This window comes from Micromonospora sp. MP36 (genome assembly GCF_008119785.1).
GTDB lineage: Bacteria > Actinomycetota > Actinomycetes > Mycobacteriales > Micromonosporaceae > Micromonospora.
Genome location: NZ_VSFA01000005.1, coordinates 186,627 through 207,003, shown reverse-complemented (window position 1 = coordinate 207,003; position 20,377 = coordinate 186,627). Strand labels below are relative to the sequence as shown.

Here is a 20,377-nt window from a genome sequence, read left to right as displayed (position 1 = left end):
CCCCCCCTCGCCTCCTGGGCGCGGCCGCCGGCCGCCCCCGCCCGGGGCGGGGGGGGGGCGGGGCCCCCTCCCCCCCCCCCCCCGCCGATGCCGCCGCCCCCGCCGGCCGTGCCCTGCAGGCCGAAGCCCGGCTGGACCGGCTCGTCCGGGTGGCGGCTGACGTGCGCGGACTCCCGGATCATGGCGGACCAGTCGGCGTGCGCGGCGGCCGCGGCGTGCCGGTCGATCGCGTGCCGCAGCCAGCCGTCCACGGTGGCCACCCAGTCCCGTTGCCCGGCCCCGGCGTGCCAGACCCGGAACCGGCTGATGCTCTGGTGGGTGACTCCGGCCAGGGAGAGCCGCCGGTCCATCCAGAGCAGCACCTCCAGCCCCGCCGCGTTGGTCACGAAGATCACTTCCAGCTCGGTGATCGGGCCGGCGTACAGCGGCGCCGCCCAGTAGCCCAGCCGCTCGTAGAACGGCAGGGTCTGCTCCACGCCGGGCAGCCGGCCGTGCTGTAGGCCCGCCTGCCGCATCACGAACCCGAGGGTGTCCAGCGCGGACAGGACGCCCTGCTGGACGGGGAGCGGGTGGATGAAGACCGGCACCATGGCGCCCTGGTCCAGGTCCGGATCGACGGACACCTCGGTACGCAGCCCGGTGCGCAGGCTCATCAGCGGGACCCCGCCGAACATGGTCACCGGGCTCTCCCAGGGCAGCGGGAAGGCGAAGTCCACCGCCCGCCGCCGCCCGGCCGGCACCACGAACCGGCCGGCGACCGGCATCTGGTGGTACTGCACCAACCGGCGCGGCGCGTCCGGGTCCTCCGGTTCGAGCTGGGCGACCAGCCCGAGCCGGACGTGCCGGACCGGCAAGTCCTCGCCCCCGGCGGTGAGGGTCACCCGGCCGGGTAGCCGCAGCCCCGGTCGGGTGCTGGGGTTGGTCACGGTGGTGCTCACCGAGAGCCCGGTCCAGACGGACTCCGACGACACCCCGGTCAGCCGCATGCCGCCGGCATTCCCGCTCGCCGGGCGGGCACTCCTGCCTGACCAACCTTGCCAGCCCGGGCCGCGCCGCCCGGGCCCGCGCCGCCCGGGCCTCGCTGGCCGGGTCCCCCGCCCGCCCGGGCCCGCGCCGCCCGGGCCTCGCTGGCCGGGTCCCCCGCCCGTCCGGGTCCCTCGCCAGATCGGCGACGTGGGGGTGTCCGGGCGGCCAGACACCGCCACTTCGGCGATGTGGAGCCGCGGGGGTCCGGAGACGGGTCGGCCGCCGGGTCCGAGGGACCCGGCGGCCGGACGGGGTGGGACGGGACCGTCAGCGTAGGCGGCGACCCCGGGGCACCGGGTCGGTTTCGTCGTCGAACTCGCCGATGACCTCCTCCAGCAGGTCCTCCAAGGCGACGAAGCCGAGCGGCCGGGTCGGGCCGCCACCGTTGCGGACCAGCGCCAACTGGGCCTGCCGGCCCCGCATGGCCGCCACCGCCTCGGTGACCGACGCCCCGGCAGGCAGCGTGAACGCCGGGGTCATCAGCTCACCGGCGGTCGCCGGCCGGCCCGTGGTGACCGCCCGGACCGCCTCGCGGACGTGCACGAGGCCGCACACCTCGCCCCCGGCGTCGACCACGGCCAGCCGCGACCGGCCGCTGTCCCGGGAGACGTGCTCGATCCGCTCGGCGGTGTCCTCCCGGCGTACCGTGACGATCCGGTCGAACGGCTCCATCACCTGCGCCACCGTGGTGCCCTGCAGCTCCAGCATGCTGGTCAGCATCTGGTGCTGCTCGGCGCCGAGCAGCCCGTGCTCGCGGGACTGCTCCAGCAGGATGCGCAGCTCGTCCGGGCCGTGCACCTGGGCGAGCTGGTCCTGCTGGCGTACGCCGACCAGCCGCAGGACCGCGTTGGCCAGCGCGTTCAGCGCGGAGAGCACCGGGCGGGCCACCCGCGCGAAGGCCCGGAACGGCAGCGCCAGCAGCGTGGCCGAGCGCTCCGCGTCGGTGATCGCCCACGACTTCGGGGCCATCTCGCCGACCACCAGGTGCAGGAAGGTCACCAGGGCGAGCGCGAAGAGCAGCGCCACCAGGTGGCTGGCCGCCAGCGGCAGCCCCACCGCGTGCAACAGCGGGCTGATCAGGCGCTCGATCGCGGGTTCGGCGAGGGCACCCAGACCCAGGGTGCACAGGGTGATGCCGAGCTGGGCGCCGGCCAGCATCAGGCTCAGCTCGCGGACGCCGTCCAGCGCCGCGCGGGCCGCCCGGCCGCCGCCGGCCGCCATCTGCTCCAAGCGGTAGCGCTTGGCCGCGACCAGGGCGAACTCGGCGGCCACGAAGAAGCCGTTGAGCGCCAGCAGCACCACGGAGAAGAACAGCGCGAACCCCGGGGTCATGCCGCCACCTCCCCGCGCTCGGCGTCGCCATGAGCACCGAACCCCACGGTTCGCTCGCTCCGCTCGCTCATGCCGCCTCCTCCCCGCGCTCGGCGACGGCCATCCGGAGCCGGACGGAGTCGGCGACGTGCCGGTCCACGGCCAGCACCTCGACCAGGGCGCGAGGCTCGACGTCGGGCAGCTCGCCGTCGACGGCGAGGCTGATCTCCAGCCGGTCGCCGACCTCGGGCACCCGGCCCAGCTCCCGCATGACCAGCCCGGAGAGCGTGTCGTACTCGGGTGCCTCGGGCAGCGCGATGCCGGTGCTGTCGGCGACCTCGTCGATCCGCCAGCGGGCGGGCACCACCCAGGAGCCGTCGTCCTGCCGCGCCGGGGCCCGCTCCGGCGGGTCGTCCTCGTCGCGGATCGGCCCGACCAACTCCTCGGCGATGTCCTCCAGCGTGATCACGCCGGCGAAGCCGCCGTACTCGTCGACCACGCAGGCGAGCTGCCGGTGCCCGACCCGGAGCCGGTCCAGCACCGTCGGCAACGGCAGCGTCTCCGGCACCAGCAGCGGGGGTGTGGCCACCGCCTCGACCCGGGTGGTGGCCCGCTCGGCCGGCGGCACCCCCAGCACGTCGGCGATGCCGACCACGCCGACCAGGTCGTCGACGCCCTCGGCGCCCCGGACCGGGAACCGGGAGTGGCCGGTGTCCAGCAGCTCGACGACCCGGCTGACCGGCTCGTCGGCCCGTACGGTGTGCACGTCGACCCGGGGAACCATGGCCTCCCCGGCGGTCAGCTCGCGGAAGTCGAGGCCCCGGTCGAGCAGGTCGGACATCGCGGCGTCGAGGTGCCCCTCCTCCCGGGACTCGGCGATGATCTGCTCCAGGTCCTCCGGGGTGGCGCCGCTGGGCAGCTCCTCGATCGGCTCGATGCCGACCCGGCGCAGCAGTCGTACGGCGGCCCGGTCGAAGAGCGTGATGACCGGTCCGGCCAGCTTGAGGTAGATCAGGGTGGACCGGGCCAGGGCCCGGGCGAGCGGCTCGGCTCGGGCGATGGCCAGGTTCTTCGGGGCGAGCTCACCGAGGACCATCTGCACCACGGTGGCGATGATCAGGGCGAGCGCCACCGACAGCGGCAGCGCGACCGGCGTGGAGAGGCCGGCGACGCCGAGCAGGTCGGCCAGCCCGGCGCCCAGGTACGGCTCGGCGGCGTAACCGACCAGCAGGGCGGTCACGGTGATACCGAGCTGGGCGCCGGACAGCATGAACGACAGCCGTCCGGTCACCTCCAGGGCCCGGGCGGCGGCTTGGTCGCCGCCGTCGGCGAGCTGCTTGAGCTTGCCCCGGTCCACGGCGACGTAGCCGAACTCCTGGGCCACGAAGTAACCGGTGGCGGCGGTGAGCACGATGATGAGAACGAGTCCGACGAGGATCAGCACGGGACGCTCAGGGCTCCCGGGGCCGTCGGGACTGGGGATTGCCGGGCATGACCCGGCTGGCTACTGCTGCCCTCCTGGGCAGAGGAGTCGATCATGCGGCCATTTTATCGGCGCTGGCTGTACGTCCGCTGAGGGTGCCGGGAAGCTCCCCGGCGTCCGGTTCACCGGCCGGCCAGGGTCGTCGCGTCCGGTTCACCGGCCGGCCAGCTCGTCGGCGTCGAGCAGGGCCGGGTCGACCCGGCCCGACCGGTACGCGGCCCGTCCGATCATCTGTGCGGCGACCGGCGCGGTGGCCAGTTGGAAGACCGCGACCAGTCCGATCGTCCCCAGGTCGGCCGGCGTACGCAGGCGCAGCGCCACCCCGGCGAGCAGCAGCAGCACGCCGAGGACCTGCGGTTTGGTGGCGGCGTGCATCCGGTCGAGCACGTCGGGGAAGCGCAGCACGCCGATCCCGGCGGCCAGCCCGAGCAGCGCCCCGGCCAGCAGGAAGGCGGCGCCGAGCCAGTCGGCGACGGCAGCCATCAGGCCACCTCGCGGACGGCGAACCGGACCAGGGAGACCGACCCGACGAAGCCGAGCAGGGAGAGCACCACCAGGACGGGCAGCGTGGTGGCGTGCCGGTTGATCGCCGCCTCCACGGCCACCGCGGCCAGCATGGTGGAGAGCAGCAGGTCGGCGGCGACGACCCGGTCGAGCAGCGACGGTCCGCGGTAGATGCGGGCCAGGGCGAGCAGCGCGGTGACCGAGATCAGCACGGTCAGCGCGACGGCGAGGAAGGTGATCACGGACTGGTCCTCCTGTCGACGGGTTCGACGGTGAGCTGGCGTACTTCCTGGGGGGAGCCGACCGCGCGGACGACGCGCCGCTCGACGGCGAGGACGCGCTCCCGGCTGCCGGTCAGGTCCTCGGGGCCGCGGACGTCGAGGACGTGCACGTAGAGGACGCCGTGGTCGCGGTCCACCTCGAGGATCAGGGTGCCCGGGACCAGGGAGATCAGCTCGGCGGTGAGCGCCAGGTTGAGGTCGGTGCGGATCCGCAGCGGCACCGCGATGATCGCGCCGCGCGGCCGGTAGCCGGGGCGGACCGCGATGGCGGCGACGTGCACGCTGGCGCTGACCAGCTCGCCGACGAAGGTGATCGCGAGGACCAGCAGCGCGCCGGGCCGGAGCCGACCGCCGAAGGTGACCGGCGGGAGCGGGAAGAACACCAGCACGGCCGCGCCGACGAGGATCCCGCCGAGCAGGTTGTCCCAGGAGAGATCCCCCCAGAGCAGCAGCCAGATCGCCGCCAGCCAGCCGAGCGCGACGGCCTGGTCGCGGCGCCGCCCGCCGCGCCCGATGGCCGGCGCTGCGGGGCCCTGGTCGCCCGGCGGCGGGCGCTCCGCCGGGCGCCCGTCGCGGTCTCGGGGACCGGGGGGCGGGTCGCCGGTCACGGGGCGCCCGCCGGCAGCACGGCGCGGACGTACGGGGTGCGTTGCCGCAGGTCGCCGGCGGCGTCCGCGGTGACCCGGAACAGCGGCCCGGCGGCCAGGGTGAGCGCCACGCCGAGCGCCACCAGGGCGGCGGTGGCGCCGACCATCAGCGCGGGCAGCCGGACGGCCGGGGTGGAGGGGGCCAGCCGGGGCGCCCGCCAGAACGCGATGTTCCACACCCGGGACGCGGCGTAGAGGGTGAGCAGGCTGGTCACCGTCCCCGCGGCGACCAGCACCCCGGGCAGCACCCCGCCGGCCGCCACGCCGGCCTGGAGCAGGCCGAGCTTGCCGAGGAAGCCGGAGAACGGCGGGATGCCGGCCAGGTTCATCGCCGGGACGAAGAAGAGCACGCCGAGCAGCGGGGCGACCCGGGCCAGCCCGCCCAGCCGGCGCAGGTCGGTGCTGCCGGCCCGCTCCTCGACCAGGCCAGCGACCAGGAAGAGGGTGGTCTGGATGGTGATGTGGTGCACCACGTAGAAGATCGCCCCGGTGAGTCCGGCGACGGTGGTCAGCCCCACCCCGTAGATCATGTAGCCGATGTGGCTGAGCAGGGTGAAGGAGAAGAGCCGCTTCATGTCGGACTGGGCGACCGCGCCGAGGATGCCGACCACCATGGTCAGCCCGGCCACCACCATGAGCAGGCCGGAGACCTGACCGCCGGGGAAGAGCAGGGTCTCGGTGCGGATGATCGCGTACACGCCGACCTTGGTGAGCAGGCCGGCGAAGACCGCGGTCACCGGGGCCGGCGCGGTCGGGTAGCTGTCCGGCAGCCAGGCGGAGAGCGGGAAGACCGCCGCCTTGATGCCGAACGCGAGCAGCAGGATCAGCTGCAACGCCAGGCGTACGCCGGCCGGCAGGGCGTCCAGCCGCCCGGCGAGCTGGGCCATGTTGACGGTGCCCGTGGCCGCGTACACCAGTCCCACGGCGGCCAGGAAGATCATCGAGGAGAGGATGCTGACCACCACGTACGTCGCGCCGGTCCGGATGCGCGTCTCCGTGCTGCCGAGGGTGATCAGCACGAAGCTGGCGGCCAGCAGGATCTCGAAGCCGACGAAGAGGTTGAACAGGTCCCCGGCGAGGAACGCGTTGGTCACGCCGGCGGTCAGCACCAGGTAGGTGGGGTGGTAGATGTTCACCGGGGCGGCCTCGGTGGTCTCCCCGCGCCCCTGGCCGATCGAGTAGAGCAGCACGCAGAGGGTCACCGCCGAGGAGACCACCAGCATCAGCGCGGCCAACTGGTCGGCGACCAGCACGATGCCGACCGGCGGGGGCCAGTCGCCGACCCGGACCACCACCGGCCCGTGCCGGTATGCCGCGACGAGCAGCACCACGGCGACCGCCAGGGTGGTGACGAGGCCGAGCACGCTGACGGTCCGCTGCCAGCGGGGCCGGTTGGCCAGGATCAGGGTGAGCGCGGCGCCGAGCAGCGGCACCACCACCGGCAGCGGCACCAGGGCGGACGTCACGACTCTTCCCCGCGGCGGCGCAGCCGGCGCAGCGCCGGCCCCGGGTCCACCTGCTCCGGGTCATTGTTCGGCCCCTCGCCGCCGAGGTCCGCGGTGGACACCTCGTCGCGCTCGGCGAGCCGGACGATCTGCCGGTCCTCTAGGTCGTCCTGCACCTCGTCGTCGCCGCTGAGGTACCAGCTCCGGTAGGCGACGGCAAGCAGGAACGCGGTCAGCCCGAACGTGATCACCACGGCGGTGAGCACCATGGCCTGCGGCAGGGCGTCGCTCATCCGTCCGGTCGGCCCGGCGCCGATCAGGGGCGGGCCGCCGGGCCGGCCGCCGAGCAGGATCAGCAGGTTCACCCCGTTGCCGAGCAGGATGACGCCGAGCAGGATCCGGGTCAGGCTCCGCTCCAGCAGCAGCGTGACGCCGGTCGCGACGAGCACTCCGACGGCGACCACCAGCACCAGGGTCGGCCCCGCCCCGGCGTCCCTCATGGCCGCTCCCCGTCCCGCTGGACGGCCAGCCCGGGGGTGGATTCGCCGGCGGCCTCGATGTGCCGGTCCACCTCGGCGCCGAGGCTGCGCAGGATGTCCAGCACCAGGCCGACCACGATCAGGTAGACGCCGATGTCGAAGAAGAGCGACGTGACCAGGTGGCAGTGGCCGACCACGGGGAGCCAGAGGTTCACCTTGACGCTGTGCAGCACGGCGCCGGTGACCAGCAGCGAGAGCACGCCGCCGCCGACCGACACGGCCAGTCCGGCGCCGAGCACGGTGCCGGCCCCGATCGGGGCGGCCTCGGCCAGCTCGTACCGGCCGCCGGCCAGGTAGCGGAGGGCCAGCGCGAGGCTGGCGACCAGCCCGCCCGCGAAGCCGCCGCCGGGGGCGTTGTGCCCGGAGAAGAGCAGGAACAGGGAGAACAGCACCACGGTGTGGAAGATCAGCCGGGTGACCACCTCGAAGACGATCGACCGACGGCGCTCGTGCAGGGTGGCCCCGCCGCGCAGCCAGACGGTGCGCCGGTCCCGCCGGGGCGCGGACGGGCGGGGGCGGCGCGGCCGGGGCCCGGTGCGGGACCGCTCGAAGATCAGGCTGGCCACCCCCGTCGCGGTCACCACCAGCACCGAGATCTCGCCCATGGTGTCCCAGGCCCGGATGTCCACCAGGGTCACGTTGACCACGTTGCGGCCGTGGCCCTCGGTGACCGCCAGGTGCGGGAAGGCCAGCGAGATCGACGGTGCCCGCCGAGCCCCGGCGGCGGCGAGGGCGAGGCCTGCCATCACCAGCCCGGCGGCCGCCCCGATCCCCCGGCGTACCCAGCGGCTGCGCCGCAGCGGGCGGGCCGAGAAGCGTTCCGGCAGCCGCCGCAACACCAGCACGAACACCGCGATGGTGGCCGTCTCCACCAGGAACTGGGTGAGCGCCAGGTCGGGGGCGCCGTAGAGGACGAACATCATCGCCGTGCCGTAGCCGGTGACGCCGACCAGCAGCATGGCGGTGAGCCGCCGCCGGGCACCGACCGCGAGCACCGCCGCCACCGCGATCACCGCGCAGACCACGAGCTGGACGGGGTTGGCCCAGCCGACGACGTCGTTCCGCCAGGGCCGGGTGACCAGCATCGCCGTGCCGGGCACCAGCACCAGGGCGAGCAGCACGGTGCCGAGGTACTGCGGCAGCGAGCCGCGCTGGGTGGCGCTGGTGACCTCGATGGCGAGCCGGTCGAACCGGTGGGTGATCCACTCGTACCCCTGGTTGCCGCCGACCGGGAAGCGCAGCCGGGCCAGCGCGGGCGCCAGCCGGCCGCGGACCAGGTGCAGCACCACCCCGCCGCCGATGGCGACGGCGGAGAGGCCCAGCGCGACGGTCGGTCCGTGCCAGAGCGCCAGGTGCTCCTCCGCCGGGCCGAAGCGCGCGGCGTACGGGTGGAGCAGCGCGCCGACCCCGCCGGCCGCCGGCCCGGCGGCGAGCCCGGCCACGGCGAGCAGGGCCGGCGGTACGAGCATCGCGGCGGGGGGCCGCTCCAGCTCGGTGTCCGGGACGCCGGGTCGGGCGGCGAAGGCCCCCCACAGGAAGCGGATGCTGTACGCGGCGGTCAGCGCGCTGCCCGCGACCAGCCCGGCGAGCACCAGCGGCTGGCCGGTGAACGCGGTGAGGACGGCCTCCTTGGCGACGAAGCCGAGCAGCGGCGGCACGCCGGCCATCGAGGCGGCGGCCAGCGCGGCGATCCCGGCGAGCAGCGGCGCGCTGCGTCCCACCCCCGACAGTTCGCGCAGGTCCCGGCCGCCCGCGCTGTGGTCGAGGATGCCCACGACGAGGAACAGTCCCGCCTTGAACAGCGCGTGCGCCAGCAGCATCGCCGTGCCGGCCAGCGCCGCCTCGGGGGTGCCCGCGCCGAGCACCACGGTGAGCAGGCCGAGCTGGCTGACCGTCCCGTACGCCAGCAGCAGCTTGAGGTCGTCCTGCCGCAACGCCGCCCAGCCTCCGGCGACCAACGTGACCAGCCCGGCGACCACGGTGACCGGCCGCCACGGGCCGGTCGGGGCGAGCGCCGGGCCGAGCAGCGCGATCAGGAACACTCCGGCCTTCACCATCGCCGCCGCGTGCAGGTACGCGCTGACCGGCGTGGGTGCCGCCATGGCCACCGGCAGCCAGGAGCTGAACGGGAACACGGCGGACTTGGCGAGCGCCCCGACGAGGATGAGCAGCACGGCCGTGACGAGGTACCCGCCGCCGGGCAGCGGCACGGACGTGATCAGGGACCAGCGGTAGCCGCCGGCGTGCCGGCCGAGCAGCAGGAAGCCGACCAGCATGGCCAGTCCGCCCAGCGTGGTGACGATCAGCGCCTGGGCGGCCGCCCAGCGGCTGGACCGCCGCTCGGTGCTGTGCCCGATCAGCAGGTAGGAGAAGACCGTGGTGAGTTCCCAGAAGACGTAGAGCAGCAGCAGGTCGTCGGAGACGACCAGGCCGACCATCGCCCCGGCGAAGGCGACCATGACGGCGGCGAACCGGGCCAGCCCCGCCGAGCCGGCGTGGAAGTAGCGGGCGGAGTAGATCAGCACCAGCGCGCCGACGCCGCCGACCAGCAGCAGCATCAGCCAGGACAGGGTGGTGACCCGCAGCGCCACGTCGAGCTGCAGCTCCGCGATCCATGGGTACGTCTCGACCACCGCGCCGCCGTCGCGGATCGCCCCGGTGTGCGCGACGGCCCAGCCGAAGGCGGCGGCCGGGGCGAGGGCGAGGGGATAGCAGGCGCGCGGACCCCACCACCGCACCAGCAGCGGCGCGAGCAGTGCCGCCAGCAGGTGCAGGATGAGCAGGACGAGCACGCGCACTCCAGGTCGAGGTGGCAGCGCGCGTCGGCACGCTGCGGCCACGACCGATCAGACGTCACAGCAGCACCCACTCGGGCGGTTTTCCGGAAAACCATCCCACCCCGGCCACCTGACCCGGCCTGCCTGACCGGACCCTCGCCCGGTTGGGTACTGGCTGGGGACGTTGATTGAGTCTCGGCGTCGTGAGCCACGATCACCGGCGGTGGATGAATCAGGGCAGGTGGCTTTTCGCCTTCTGTCGGGCGTAGTAGGCGCGGGCGCGGTTGCGGTCGCCACAGTCCTTCGTGTTGCACCAGCGGCGGTTCCGCCGTGGTGATGTGTCGAGATAAACCCAGCCGCACTTGGCGTCTTCGCACTGGTGGAGGCGGTCGAGGTCGTCGCGCTGGGTGAGAGCCACGAGCCCGCGGACTATGCGATTGCGGGGCAGGCGGAGGTCGGTTTCCCGGTCTCGCCACTGCCAGCGGTCGCCGGTGCGGACCAGGTCGGCTGCGGCGATCGCCGCCCGGTACATGCCCGCGAGGTCTGCGGCGGCTTCGGGGTCATCCTCGAACAGAGCTGCGTAGACCCTCTCGCGCGCTTCGATGACCTGTTGCCGTTCCCGCTCGGCCCGGGCGTCGTCCTGGCCGGCGAGGTCGCGCAGGGCCACGGCCTCGTCTTCGCTGATCAGGTCGGACTCGCTGCACCAGTCGACGACGTCGGAGAAGGTCTTCAGCTTCTCCGTGCGTTCGCCCCCGCCGAGGCGCCAGGCAACGGTGTTCACCAGGTCGAGCATGCGGTCGCCCGCGATGTGGCCGAACCTCACCAGCAGCTCCTCTCATGGTTAAAAGCATTGTTGCATGTGAGACGGCCCCACTGGCATGCTCACCCCAAATCAGCCAATCACCCATGAGAACACCACCAGGAGACGGATCGTGCCTGTCGCCGCCCCACGCAGATCGTTCACGGCACTGTGGGCGTCCCAAGCGTCCTCAAACCTCGCCGACGGGCTGCTGCAGGCCGCGGCGCCGCTGCTCGTCGCCACGCTGACCCGTGACCCGCTCGTGGTGGCGGGCATGACGGTGGTGCAGTTCCTGCCCTGGCTGATCGCGACCCTCCCCGCCGGCGCGTTGGCCGACCGGGTGGACCGACGTCGGATACTCACCGCTGGCAACTGGCTGCGCGCGGCCGGGTTCACGCTGCTCGCCGTGGCCCTGGCGAACGAATGGCGCCACGTCGCACTGCTCTACGCCGCAGTGTTCCTGGCCGGTTGCGCCGAGACGATGGTCGACAACGCCGCCCTGGCCATCCCGCCCCGCCTCCTGCCACGCGAGCAGCTCGAGCGCGCCAACGGCCGGTTGTTCGCGACCCAGTCCGTCATCAACACCTTCATCGGTCCGCCGGCCGGTGCGGCGTTGTTCGCGCTGGCAGCGTCAGCGGCCTTCTACACCGGCGCGGCCGCGTTCGCCCTCGCCGGCCTGGCCGCTCTGCTGCTGCCCGCGCTGCGCCCCACCAGCGAGGAACAGGAGCGGGGCCGCTCGACCCCGACCACCATCACTCAGGACATCCGCTCCGGATGGGCCCACTTCTGGCGGCACGACCTGCTGCGCCGAGTCGCGTTCATCTCGGCGGCAATCAACTTCTTCGGCTCGGTCACCGGCGGGTTGCTCGTTCTGCTGATCACCGGTCCGTACCAACTGCCCATGTCGCGCTACGGCCTGTTCGTCGCCGTTCCCGCCGCCGGTGCGATCGCCGGCTCACTGCTCGCCGAACACATCGTGCCCCGCATCGGCGGTGGCCCCACCACCTGGCTCGCCGCCCTCGCCCCGGCCGCCAGCTACGCCATCCTCGGCCTGGGTCACCACACACCCCTCGCCCTTGCCGGCATGTTCTGCGCTGCCGTTGCCGCCTCGCTGAACCAGATCGTCGTCAGCACCCTGCGCCAGGCAGCCGTCCCCGACGAACTCCTCGGCCGCGTCACCGCCGCCTACCGCCTGGTCGTCCTGGGTGTCATCCCCCTGGGAGCCCTCGCCGGCGGCTTGCTCGGACGCAGCCTGGGGATCCGCGCCCCCTTCATCGCCGCAGCCGTCGGGCTCGTGCTCGCCGCGCTCCTGCTCGCCTCCCGGGTCACCACCCAAGCCCTCCACGACGCCGAAACAACCCGCCCGGCAGAAATCACGCCGAGGATCAGTACCCCTGGTTGATCAGGAGGCTTGCGTCAGGATCCGGGCCCAGGGCGACGCAAACTTGATCAACGGTGCCGGGCGTCGAGCGCCGGGTCAGGCGGACGGGGCGGTCAGCGGAGGGCGGGGTCGCCGGCGGGAACGGCCGGCTCGCGGGCGGGGCGGTCCCGGCGGGTCTCCACCAGCAGGTCAGGGCGGCCGAGCTGGCGGACGGCCTTGTTGACCACCCGCTGCGCGGCGGCCAGGGAGCGCACCGGCAGCAGCTTGCCGCGGCTCTCCCGGCGCAGCACGAAGTAGTGCACCGCAGCGCGGACCAGACCCCGGTCGGCGGCGCTGGAGTGGGCGGTGGCGACGACCAACTCGCGCAGGCACCGGGCGAGCTCCTCGGCGAGCTCCAGCTCGGGGCCGTGCAGCCCGGCGCGGAGCGCGGCGAGATGGCTGTCGACCTTGCGGATCAGCACGTCGGTCCCGGGCCCGGAGCCTCGCTCCTCGACGGTCATCCCAGCCCTCCCCACGCTGCGTTGCGAGTGAAGTTACTTTACGTTGCACCCCACAAGCAAGCAGTTAAGTAAGACTTAACGGATGCAAAGTCGCATCCGACACGTAAGCGTCTGACCCGGACAGAACAGCGTCCCGCGCGGGCCGAATGTCACATCGGCGAGGCAGGATGGAAGGCGTGGCGGACGAGGTGACCGGCGGGGACGCGACGATGCTGGCGGATTTCGGCGCGGCGACCCGCGAGTGGTTCACCGCCGCCTTCGCGCAACCCACCGCCGCCCAGGCCGGCGCCTGGCGGTCGGTCGCGGCCGGGCGCAACGCCCTGGTCGTGGCCCCGACCGGCTCCGGCAAGACCCTGGCCGCGTTCCTCTGGTCGCTGGACCGGCTGGCCAAGGAGCCGCCGCCCGCCGAGCCGCGGCAGCGCTGCCGGGTGCTCTACGTCAGCCCGCTCAAGGCGCTCGCCGTCGACGTGGAGCGCAACCTGCGCGCCCCGCTGGCCGGCATCCGGCAGGCCGCCACCCGGCTCGGTCTCGTCCCGCCGGAGATCACCGTCGGCATGCGCACCGGCGACACCCCGGCCGACGAGCGCCGGGCCTTCGCGCGTACCCCGCCGGACATCCTCATCACCACGCCGGAGTCGCTGTTCCTGCTGCTCACCTCCGCCGCCCGGGACTCGCTGCGCGGCGTCAAGACGGTCATCGTCGACGAGGTGCACGCGGTCGCCGGCACCAAACGCGGCGCCCACCTGGCGCTATCCCTGGAGCGGCTCGACGCGCTGCTGGAGACGCCGGCGCAGCGGATCGGTCTGTCCGCCACCGTCCGGCCGGTCGACGGCTGCGCCCGCTTCCTCGGCGGGGCCCGTCCGGTCGACGTGGTGCAGCCGGCCAGCAGCAAGACCATCGAGGTCAGCGTGCAGGTGCCGGTGGAGGACATGACACGCCTCGACGAGCAGGAGCCGCCGGAGGACGATCTCGGCGGCCCCGGTCCGCGCCGGGCGTCGATCTGGCCGGCCGTCGAGGAACGGGTCTTCGCGCTGGTCCGGTCGCACCGGTCCACCATCGTCTTCACCAACTCCCGGCGCAGCGCCGAACGGCTCTGCGCCCGACTCAACGAACTCGCCGCCGAGGAGCTGGCCGCGTCGGTCGCCCCGGACGGCGGTCACGTGGCGCAGGGCGGCGGGCCGGCGGGCGTATCCGATCCGCCCGGGTGGGACGACGGCCCGGCGGCCGCCGACGGTGGCCCGCGACGCGGCCCGCTGCGCGCGCCCCGGCAGCCGGCCGAGGTGATGGCGCAGTCCGGGGCGGCAGCCGGCGCGCCACCAGTGATCGCCCGGGCGCACCACGGCAGCGTCTCCCGGGAGGAGCGCAAGCACATCGAGGAGGCGCTCAAGTCCGGGCAGCTGCCCGCCGTGGTGGCCACCTCCAGCCTGGAGCTCGGCATCGACATGGGCGCGGTCGACCTCGTGGTGCAGATCGAGGCCCCGCCGAGCGTCGCCGCCGGCCTGCAACGGGTCGGCCGCGCCGGGCACCAGGTGGGCGCGGTGTCCCGGGGCGTGGTCTTCCCGAAGCACCGCGGCGACCTGCTCTCCTGCACCGTGGTCGCCGAACGGATGGGCGAGGGCGCGATCGAGGAGCTGCACTACCCGCGCAACCCGCTGGACGTGCTGGCCCAGCAGATCGTGGCGATGGTGGCCCTGGAGCCGTGGCGGCTCGGCGACCTGGCCGTGCTGGTCCGCCGGGCGGCCCCCTTCGCCGAGCTGCCCGACTCGGCGCTGCACGCCGTGCTCGACATGCTCTCCGGGCGCTACCCCTCGACCGCCTTCGCCGAGCTGCGGCCCCGGCTGGTCTGGGACCGGGCCACCGACGTGCTGACCGGCCGCCCCGGCGCCCAGCGACTCGCCGTGACCAGCGGCGGCACCATCCCCGACCGGGGGCTGTTCGGGGTCTTCCTGGCCGGCGCCGAACGGGCCGCCCGGGTCGGCGAGCTGGACGAGGAGATGGTCTACGAGTCCCGGGTCGGCGACGTGTTCCTGCTCGGCTCGTCGTCCTGGCGGATCGAGGAGATCACCCCCGACCGGGTGCTGGTCTCCCCCGCCCCCGGGCAGGCCGCCCGGATGCCGTTCTGGAAGGGCGACCAGCTCGGCCGCCCGGTCGAGCTGGGCCGGGCGATCGGCGCCCGGGTGCGGGCGCTGCTGCGGCAGAGCGACTCCGACGCCGTCGCCGCGCTGCGCGCCGGCGGGCTGGACGACTGGGCCGCCGGCAACCTCATGGCCTACCTGCGGGAGCAGAAGGAGGCCACCCGGGCGCTGCCCGACGACCGGACGGTGGTGGTCGAGCGGTTCCGCGACGAGCTGGGCGACTGGCGGCTGGCCGTGCACTCGGTGCTCGGCGCCCGGGTCAACGGGCCCTGGGCGCTCGCCATCGGTCGCCGCCTCGCCGAACGCTACGGGGTGGACGCCCAGGTGATGCCCGCCGACGACGGCATCGTGGTACGGCTGCCGGACACCGCCGACGAGCCACCCGGCGCCGACGTGGTGGTCTTCGAGCCCGACGAGATCGCCCAGCTCGTGGAGGAGACCGTCGGCACCTCGGCGCTCTTCGCGTCCCGGTTCCGCGAGTGCGCGGCCCGGTCGCTGCTGCTGCCCCGCCGCGACCCGCGCCGCCGGCAGCCGCTGTGGCAGCAGCGCCAACGGGCCGCCCAGCTCCTCGACGTCGCCCGGGAGTACGCCGACTTCCCGGTCACCCTCGAAGCCGCCCGGGAATGCCTGCAGGACGTCTTCGACCAGCCGGCGCTGGCCGAACTGATGCGCGACCTGGCCGCCCGCAAGGTGCGCCTGGTCGAGGTGGAGTCCGAACGCCCGTCCCCGTTCGCCCGCTCGCTGCTCTTCGGATACGTCGGCGCGTTCCTCTACGAGGGCGACGCCCCCCTCGCGGAGCGCCGGGCCGCCGCGCTGGCCCTCGACTCCGGGCTCCTCGGCGAGCTGCTCGGCCGGGTCGACCTGCGCGAACTGCTCGACCCGACGGTGCTCGCCGAAACCGAGCGGCAGCTGCGCTGGCTCACCGAGCAGCGCCGCCCCCGCGACGCCGAGGACGTGGTCGAGCTGCTCCGGGTGGTCGGCGACCTGAGCGACGCCGAGCTGGCCGAGCGGGGCGTACCGGCCGGATGGCTGACCGAGCTGGCGGCGGCCCGCCGGGTGCTGCGGGTCCGGATCGCCGGCGAGGAACGCTGGGTGGGCGTGGAGGACGCGGCCCGGCTGCGGGACGCCCTCGGCGTCGCGCTGCCGGTCGGGGTGGCCGAGGCCTACCTGGCACCGGTGGCCGATCCGCTCGGCGACCTGGTCGCCCGGTACGCGAAGACCCACGGCCCGTTCGCGGCGGCCACCTGCGCCGCCCGGTTCGGGCTCGGCGCGTTCGTCGTCGAGCAGGCGCTGCGCCGACTCGGCGCCACCGGGCGGGTGGTCTCCGGCGAGTTCGCCCCGGACAGCGTCGGCACCCAGTGGTGCGACGCCGAGGTGCTGCGGCTGCTGCGCCGGCGTTCGCTCGCCGCGCTGCGCCGGGAGATCGAGCCGGTGCCGCCGCGGGCCCTCGCCGCGTTCCTGCCGCGCTGGCAGCAGGTCGGCTCATCGGCCCGGGGCGTGGAGGCGGTCGCCGCCACCGTCGAGCAGTTGCAGGGGGTCGCCGTGCCGGCGTCCGCGCTGGAACGCCTAGTGCTGCCCGCCCGGGTCGCCGACTACTCCCCCGCCCAGCTCGACGAGCTCTGCGCGAGCGGGGAGGTGGTCTGGGCCGGGGCCGGGGCGATCTCCGGCGGCGACGGCTGGGTCACCCTGGCGTACGCGGACGCCGCGCCGCTGCTGCTCCCGCCGCCGGACGAGGCGCTGACCCGCACCCCGCTGCACGAGGCAGTGCTGGACGCGCTCGCCAACGGGCAGGCACTCTTCTTCCGTTCCCTGTCCGACCGGGTCGGCTCGACCGACGACGCCGCACTGACAGCGGCGATCTGGGATCTGGTCTGGGCCGGTCACCTCACCAACGACACGCTCGCCCCGCTGCGGACGGTGCTCGGCGGGGGCGGAGCGCACCGGTCCCGGCCGTCCGCGCCGCGCACCCGCTACCGCCGGCCCGGCCGGGTCGCCCTGCCCAGCCGCGGCGGCCCGCCCACCGTCGCCGGGCGCTGGTCCCGGCTGCCCGATCGCGACCTGGACCCGACCCGCCGGGCCGCCGCCCTCGCCGACCTGCTGCTGGAACGACACGGCGTGGTCACCCGGGGCGCGGTCATGGCCGAGCAGGTCACCGGCGGCTTCGCCGCGGTCTACCCGGTGCTGTCCGCGCTCGAGGAGCGCGGCGCCGCCCGCCGCGGCTACTTCGTCGAAGGGCTGGGCGCGGCCCAGTTCGCCGTGCCCGGGGCGGTAGACCGGATCCGCGCCCTAGCCGACCCGACCGACGACGCCCGTGGCCCGGGCGGGCCGACCGTGGTGCTCGCCGCCACCGACCCGGCCAACCCCTACGGCGCGGCGCTGCCCTGGCCGGACCGGGTGGTCGACTCCGGCGACGGCACCACCCCGGCCACCGGGCACCGGGCCGGCCGCAAGGCCGGCGCGCTGGTCGTGCTGGTCGGCGGGGACCTGGTGCTCTACGTGGAGCGGGGCGGACGGACCCTCCTGTCGTTCACCGACGACGCGGACCGGCTCGCCGCCGCCGGCAAGGCGCTGGCCGACGCGGTGCACTCCGGCGCCCTCGGGGCCATCTCGGTGGAACGCGCCGACGGCGAGGCCGTGCACTCCTCGCCGCTGCGCGACGCGCTGACCGCCGCCGGTTTCCGGGCCACCCCGCGCGGCCTGCGCCTGCGCGGCTGATCCGCACCGCACCGCGCCCGTCGCTGTGCGGGCCGCGGCCGGCGGCGAAGATCGTGCTCGATCCTGGCACGAGTGGCCCCAGAGCGTGGGCGAGGCCACTACTTCCTGGATCGAGCACGATCCTGCCGGCGGGACGCACGGCAGAAACCGCGCGGGCCACGGGGTGCGCGATCGGTAGGGTGTCCCCGGCTCGGCAGCGACGGAGGGAACGGTCCGGTGACCTCGATCCAGGTACGACCCGCGGAACCGCGCGACCACGCCGACGTGGCGATCCTGCACCACCGCGAGTGGGGTGGCCCGTACGTGGTGGTCCACGACACCCGCTACGACCTGCGGGAGCTGCCGACGCTCGTGGCGGTGGACGGCGCGGGCGAGTTCGCCGGGGCGCTGGTGCACCGGCTCGCCGACGACGGGCTGGAGGTGGTCAGCCTGGCCGCGACCAGTCCGGGGATCGGGGCCGGCAGCGCCCTCCTCGCCGCCGCCGAGGCAGTCGCGCTGGCCGCCGGGGCGGACCGGCTCTGGCTGGTCACCACCAACGACAACCTGTCGGCGCTGCGCTTCTACCAGCGACGCGGGCTGCGGATCGTGGCGGTCGACGCGGGCGCGGTGGACCGGGCCCGGCGGCTGAAGCCGACCATCCCGTACGTCGGCGAGGACGACATCCCACTGCACGACGAACTGCTCCTGGAACGCCGGCTGGAGACGACAGCAGGACCGCGCCGGTCCGGACTGCCCGGATAGCGTCCCTGATCAGCTTAGCGATCCTGAGTCGGATTTAGTTTCCGGGATCGTTTCCCACCGTGGTGGGGTCGCGTGGGCGTGGAAGTGGAATCCCGCGCCCAGGGCGGCTCCTCGTGGCTGGTGGCCGGGGGTGGGTGTGCTGATCGTGTTCACGCCCTGGTGTCGGTGGGCTGCGCGGGGCAGCCTCCGGTCCGTTGGTGCGTGTCCCTCCGGACGCTTACCCGCCCGGCTGTGAGGCCGGGTGGGGGAGGGTGCCCTGCGTCGCCTGGGCGCGGGGCGTGGTGGCTTGCGCCGGGTGGGGCCGGTCTTCGACCGGTCCCCCCGGCAGGTCTTCGTGGTCGGGGTGACGACGGCTGCGGCTTCGAGTTTGTCGACCACGGCGCGGATGACCATGTGCCCGCTGGTCTTGTCGACGGCGGTCTTGGCCTGATGGGTCAGGCCGCGGGCGGCGATCCGCCGCCAGGCACCCTGGTCACGGTCGCCCTGCCAGCGGCAGGACTGGTGGGGGCAGATCGCCCACTTCCAGCCTGGGGTGGTGGGGCGGTCGGGGGCCTTACAGTGCCGTAGCGGGGTCAAGCATTGCGGGCAGTGCTTTGAGGTGTTGCGGGCAGGCACGGTGACCACGGCGATACCGGTCTCGGCGGCGAGGTGCCGCATCCGGTCGACGATCTGCCCGCGGACCTGCTGGGACAGGCGGGTGTTGAGGGTGGCGCCCATGCCCTTGGCTTCCAACGACCGCAGGTCTTCCACATAGATCACGCTCGCCGCGGCGGCGATCGCCTGGTCCACGGCCCATCTGGCGGCAGCCCACGAGAGGGCGGCGTTCAGGTTCGTCCGGCGGGCGGAGACGTGGCGGATCTCGTCGCGCAGCACCGCCAGTTTGCCGACGAGGTGATGCCGCTCGTCACGGCCGGCGAGCCGTTGGTAGTGGTCGGCTTTGGCATGCAACCGCTCTGACAGCCGTCGGAGGCGGTGCTGTTTCGCGAGGATGCCGGCGGCCCGGAACTGACCACCGGCCCCCAACGCGGTGATCCGCCCGCCCTCGTGCAGCCGCAGGGCTCCCGCGCTGAGGAGAGTGTTGAGACCCCCAGTCCACGCCGACCGCCACCGTGTGACCGGTGCGCCGGGCCTTCGGCACGGCGTGCGTGTATGCCATGTCGGCGCGCACCTGTCTGCCGGTGATGCGGAGGGTGGGCAGGTGCACCACCGCGCCTGCGGGGACCGTGGGCGGCAGGCTGATGCGACAGGCCACCCACGTCCAGTCCCGATACGATCGCGGATCTGGGCGGGTGGGCAGCTGCAACCGCAGCAACACCCTGCTGGGGTCGGTGTCGCTGCGTTCGATGGTGGCCTGCTGCCGGTCACACGCGGCCAGCAGCAGCATCCGCGCGACCTTCGGGGCGCCTTCGAGTTCGAACACGTCCACCGGCAGCCGGCCATTGGCGGCAAGGAACCTGGCGGCCTGCCGGGTGCGGGACTTGATGACCCCCGACGGCAGATGCTGCCCGCCAGGGATCGACGCCCGAACCTGCTCCCACTCCCGTGCGGTGCGCTTGCGTGGATCGGCCGGCCACGTCGCCAGCACTCCGCCAGTCAGGCCCGCACGCCACGACGCCGACCGCAGAACACGCCCCGCCTGCTCCTGCGCCATCCGCACGACCCGGTCATTGACCCTCACACCCACCGGCGCGGTAACCGTCCAACCCAGACGCCGCAGCGCCATCCACGCGTTTGACGGAAGTTTCCGGCCACCCGCGTCGTGTCCGGAGGCCAACACCTCCACATCCGCGCAGTTCCACCGCTCCGCCAACAGGCCGGACACCATCCCCGCCACCAGATCGGCACACCAGCCAACACGTTGCGCCAGCACCGCCTGCGACAGAACCTCACCGCTCTCCTCGTCCACCCCCGATCGCAGCAAAACGCGGGCGCAAGCGGTACGGGAGACCTCACCCCCGGCCAGCGGCAGCTTCCCGCTCACCGGCTCATCGCCCCGCCATCGATCCAGGAGAACCCGCGATCACGACCGGCCCACATCACCGGAATCTCCCCCGAACCAGCCCAAAAGCGAAGCGCCGCGGTCCACACGGTTA

General features: G+C 74.2%; 16 protein-coding genes. 3 read left to right on the top strand and 13 right to left on the bottom strand.

Going from position 1 to position 20,377, the window contains the following annotated elements; genetic code table 11:
* The 10 genes from FXF52_RS08530 to FXF52_RS08485 all read right to left on the bottom strand — a co-directional run.
* Positions 1 to 986 (bottom strand): sporulation protein (locus FXF52_RS08530; RefSeq protein WP_148795143.1); only part of this gene is annotated, 986 nt, incomplete at its 3' end.
* Positions 987 to 1,293: 307 nt separating this feature from the next.
* On the bottom strand, positions 1,294 to 2,358 hold the full coding sequence (locus tag FXF52_RS08525) for a hemolysin family protein (protein WP_148795141.1): 1,065 nt from the start codon (positions 2,356 to 2,358) through the stop codon (positions 1,294 to 1,296).
* A gap of 67 nt (positions 2,359 to 2,425) precedes the next feature.
* On the bottom strand, positions 2,426 to 3,781 hold the full coding sequence (locus FXF52_RS08520; protein WP_148795139.1) for a hemolysin family protein: 1,356 nt from the start codon (positions 3,779 to 3,781) through the stop codon (positions 2,426 to 2,428).
* Between the two features lie 192 nt (positions 3,782 to 3,973).
* On the bottom strand, positions 3,974 to 4,303 hold the full coding sequence (mnhG, locus tag FXF52_RS08515) for a monovalent cation/H(+) antiporter subunit G (RefSeq protein ID WP_148795137.1): 330 nt from the start codon (positions 4,301 to 4,303) through the stop codon (positions 3,974 to 3,976).
* Complete coding sequence (locus tag FXF52_RS08510; protein WP_148795135.1) at positions 4,303 to 4,566, bottom strand: monovalent cation/H+ antiporter complex subunit F; 264 nt, start codon at positions 4,564 to 4,566, stop codon at positions 4,303 to 4,305. Before FXF52_RS08510 ends, mnhG begins: the two co-directional genes overlap by 1 nt.
* Positions 4,563 to 5,213 (bottom strand): Na+/H+ antiporter subunit E, encoded by a 651-nt coding sequence (locus tag FXF52_RS08505; RefSeq protein WP_148795133.1) that lies wholly within the window; start codon positions 5,211 to 5,213, stop codon positions 4,563 to 4,565. Before FXF52_RS08505 ends, FXF52_RS08510 begins: the two co-directional genes overlap by 4 nt.
* Positions 5,210 to 6,718, bottom strand: coding sequence for a Na+/H+ antiporter subunit D (locus FXF52_RS08500; RefSeq protein ID WP_148795131.1), 1,509 nt, complete (start codon positions 6,716 to 6,718; stop codon positions 5,210 to 5,212). Before FXF52_RS08500 ends, FXF52_RS08505 begins: the two co-directional genes overlap by 4 nt.
* Positions 6,715 to 7,197 carry a Na(+)/H(+) antiporter subunit C gene (locus tag FXF52_RS08495; protein WP_148795129.1) on the bottom strand — a complete coding sequence of 161 codons (483 nt, stop codon included), beginning with the start codon at positions 7,195 to 7,197 and terminating at the stop codon, positions 6,715 to 6,717. The genes FXF52_RS08500 and FXF52_RS08495 overlap by 4 nt, the downstream gene beginning before the upstream one ends.
* Positions 7,194 to 10,028: a Na+/H+ antiporter subunit A gene (locus tag FXF52_RS08490; protein ID WP_148795127.1), complete on the bottom strand. Its 2,835-nt coding sequence runs from the start codon at positions 10,026 to 10,028 to the stop codon at positions 7,194 to 7,196. Before FXF52_RS08490 ends, FXF52_RS08495 begins: the two co-directional genes overlap by 4 nt.
* A 217-nt stretch (positions 10,029 to 10,245) precedes the next feature.
* Entirely contained in the window at positions 10,246 to 10,836 is a 591-nt protein-coding gene (locus tag FXF52_RS08485; RefSeq protein ID WP_255471808.1) for a CGNR zinc finger domain-containing protein, read from the bottom strand.
* Positions 10,837 to 10,945: 109 nt separating this feature from the next.
* Between FXF52_RS08485 and FXF52_RS08480 the strand changes: the two genes are divergently transcribed.
* A complete protein-coding gene (locus tag FXF52_RS08480) occupies positions 10,946 to 12,214 on the top strand; it encodes an MFS transporter (protein WP_148795123.1) in 1,269 nt (422 codons plus the stop codon).
* A gap of 92 nt (positions 12,215 to 12,306) precedes the next feature.
* On the opposite strand, the gene FXF52_RS08475 is transcribed toward FXF52_RS08480, so the two are convergent.
* Positions 12,307 to 12,693, bottom strand: coding sequence for a hypothetical protein (locus FXF52_RS08475; protein ID WP_148795121.1), 387 nt, complete (start codon positions 12,691 to 12,693; stop codon positions 12,307 to 12,309).
* Between the two features lie 167 nt (positions 12,694 to 12,860).
* On the opposite strand from FXF52_RS08475, the gene FXF52_RS08470 reads away from it, so the two are divergent.
* Both FXF52_RS08470 and FXF52_RS08465 read left to right on the top strand, forming a co-directional pair.
* The gene (locus FXF52_RS08470) at positions 12,861 to 17,543 is read left to right on the top strand and encodes a DEAD/DEAH box helicase (protein WP_264998376.1); all 4,683 of its coding nucleotides are present in this window, start codon (positions 12,861 to 12,863) and stop codon (positions 17,541 to 17,543) included.
* Between the two features lie 216 nt (positions 17,544 to 17,759).
* Positions 17,760 to 18,284, top strand: coding sequence for a GNAT family N-acetyltransferase (locus tag FXF52_RS08465; RefSeq protein ID WP_187413386.1), 525 nt, complete (start codon positions 17,760 to 17,762; stop codon positions 18,282 to 18,284).
* A 9-nt stretch (positions 18,285 to 18,293) separates the two neighbouring features.
* On the opposite strand, the gene FXF52_RS42435 is transcribed toward FXF52_RS08465, so the two are convergent.
* Complete coding sequence (locus FXF52_RS42435) at positions 18,294 to 19,232, bottom strand: zinc ribbon domain-containing protein (RefSeq protein WP_222870448.1); 939 nt, start codon at positions 19,230 to 19,232, stop codon at positions 18,294 to 18,296.
* Entirely contained in the window at positions 19,189 to 20,265 is a 1,077-nt protein-coding gene (locus tag FXF52_RS42430) for a hypothetical protein (RefSeq protein WP_222870447.1), read from the bottom strand. Before FXF52_RS42430 ends, FXF52_RS42435 begins: the two co-directional genes overlap by 44 nt.
* Positions 20,266 to 20,377: the final 112 nt, after the last annotated feature.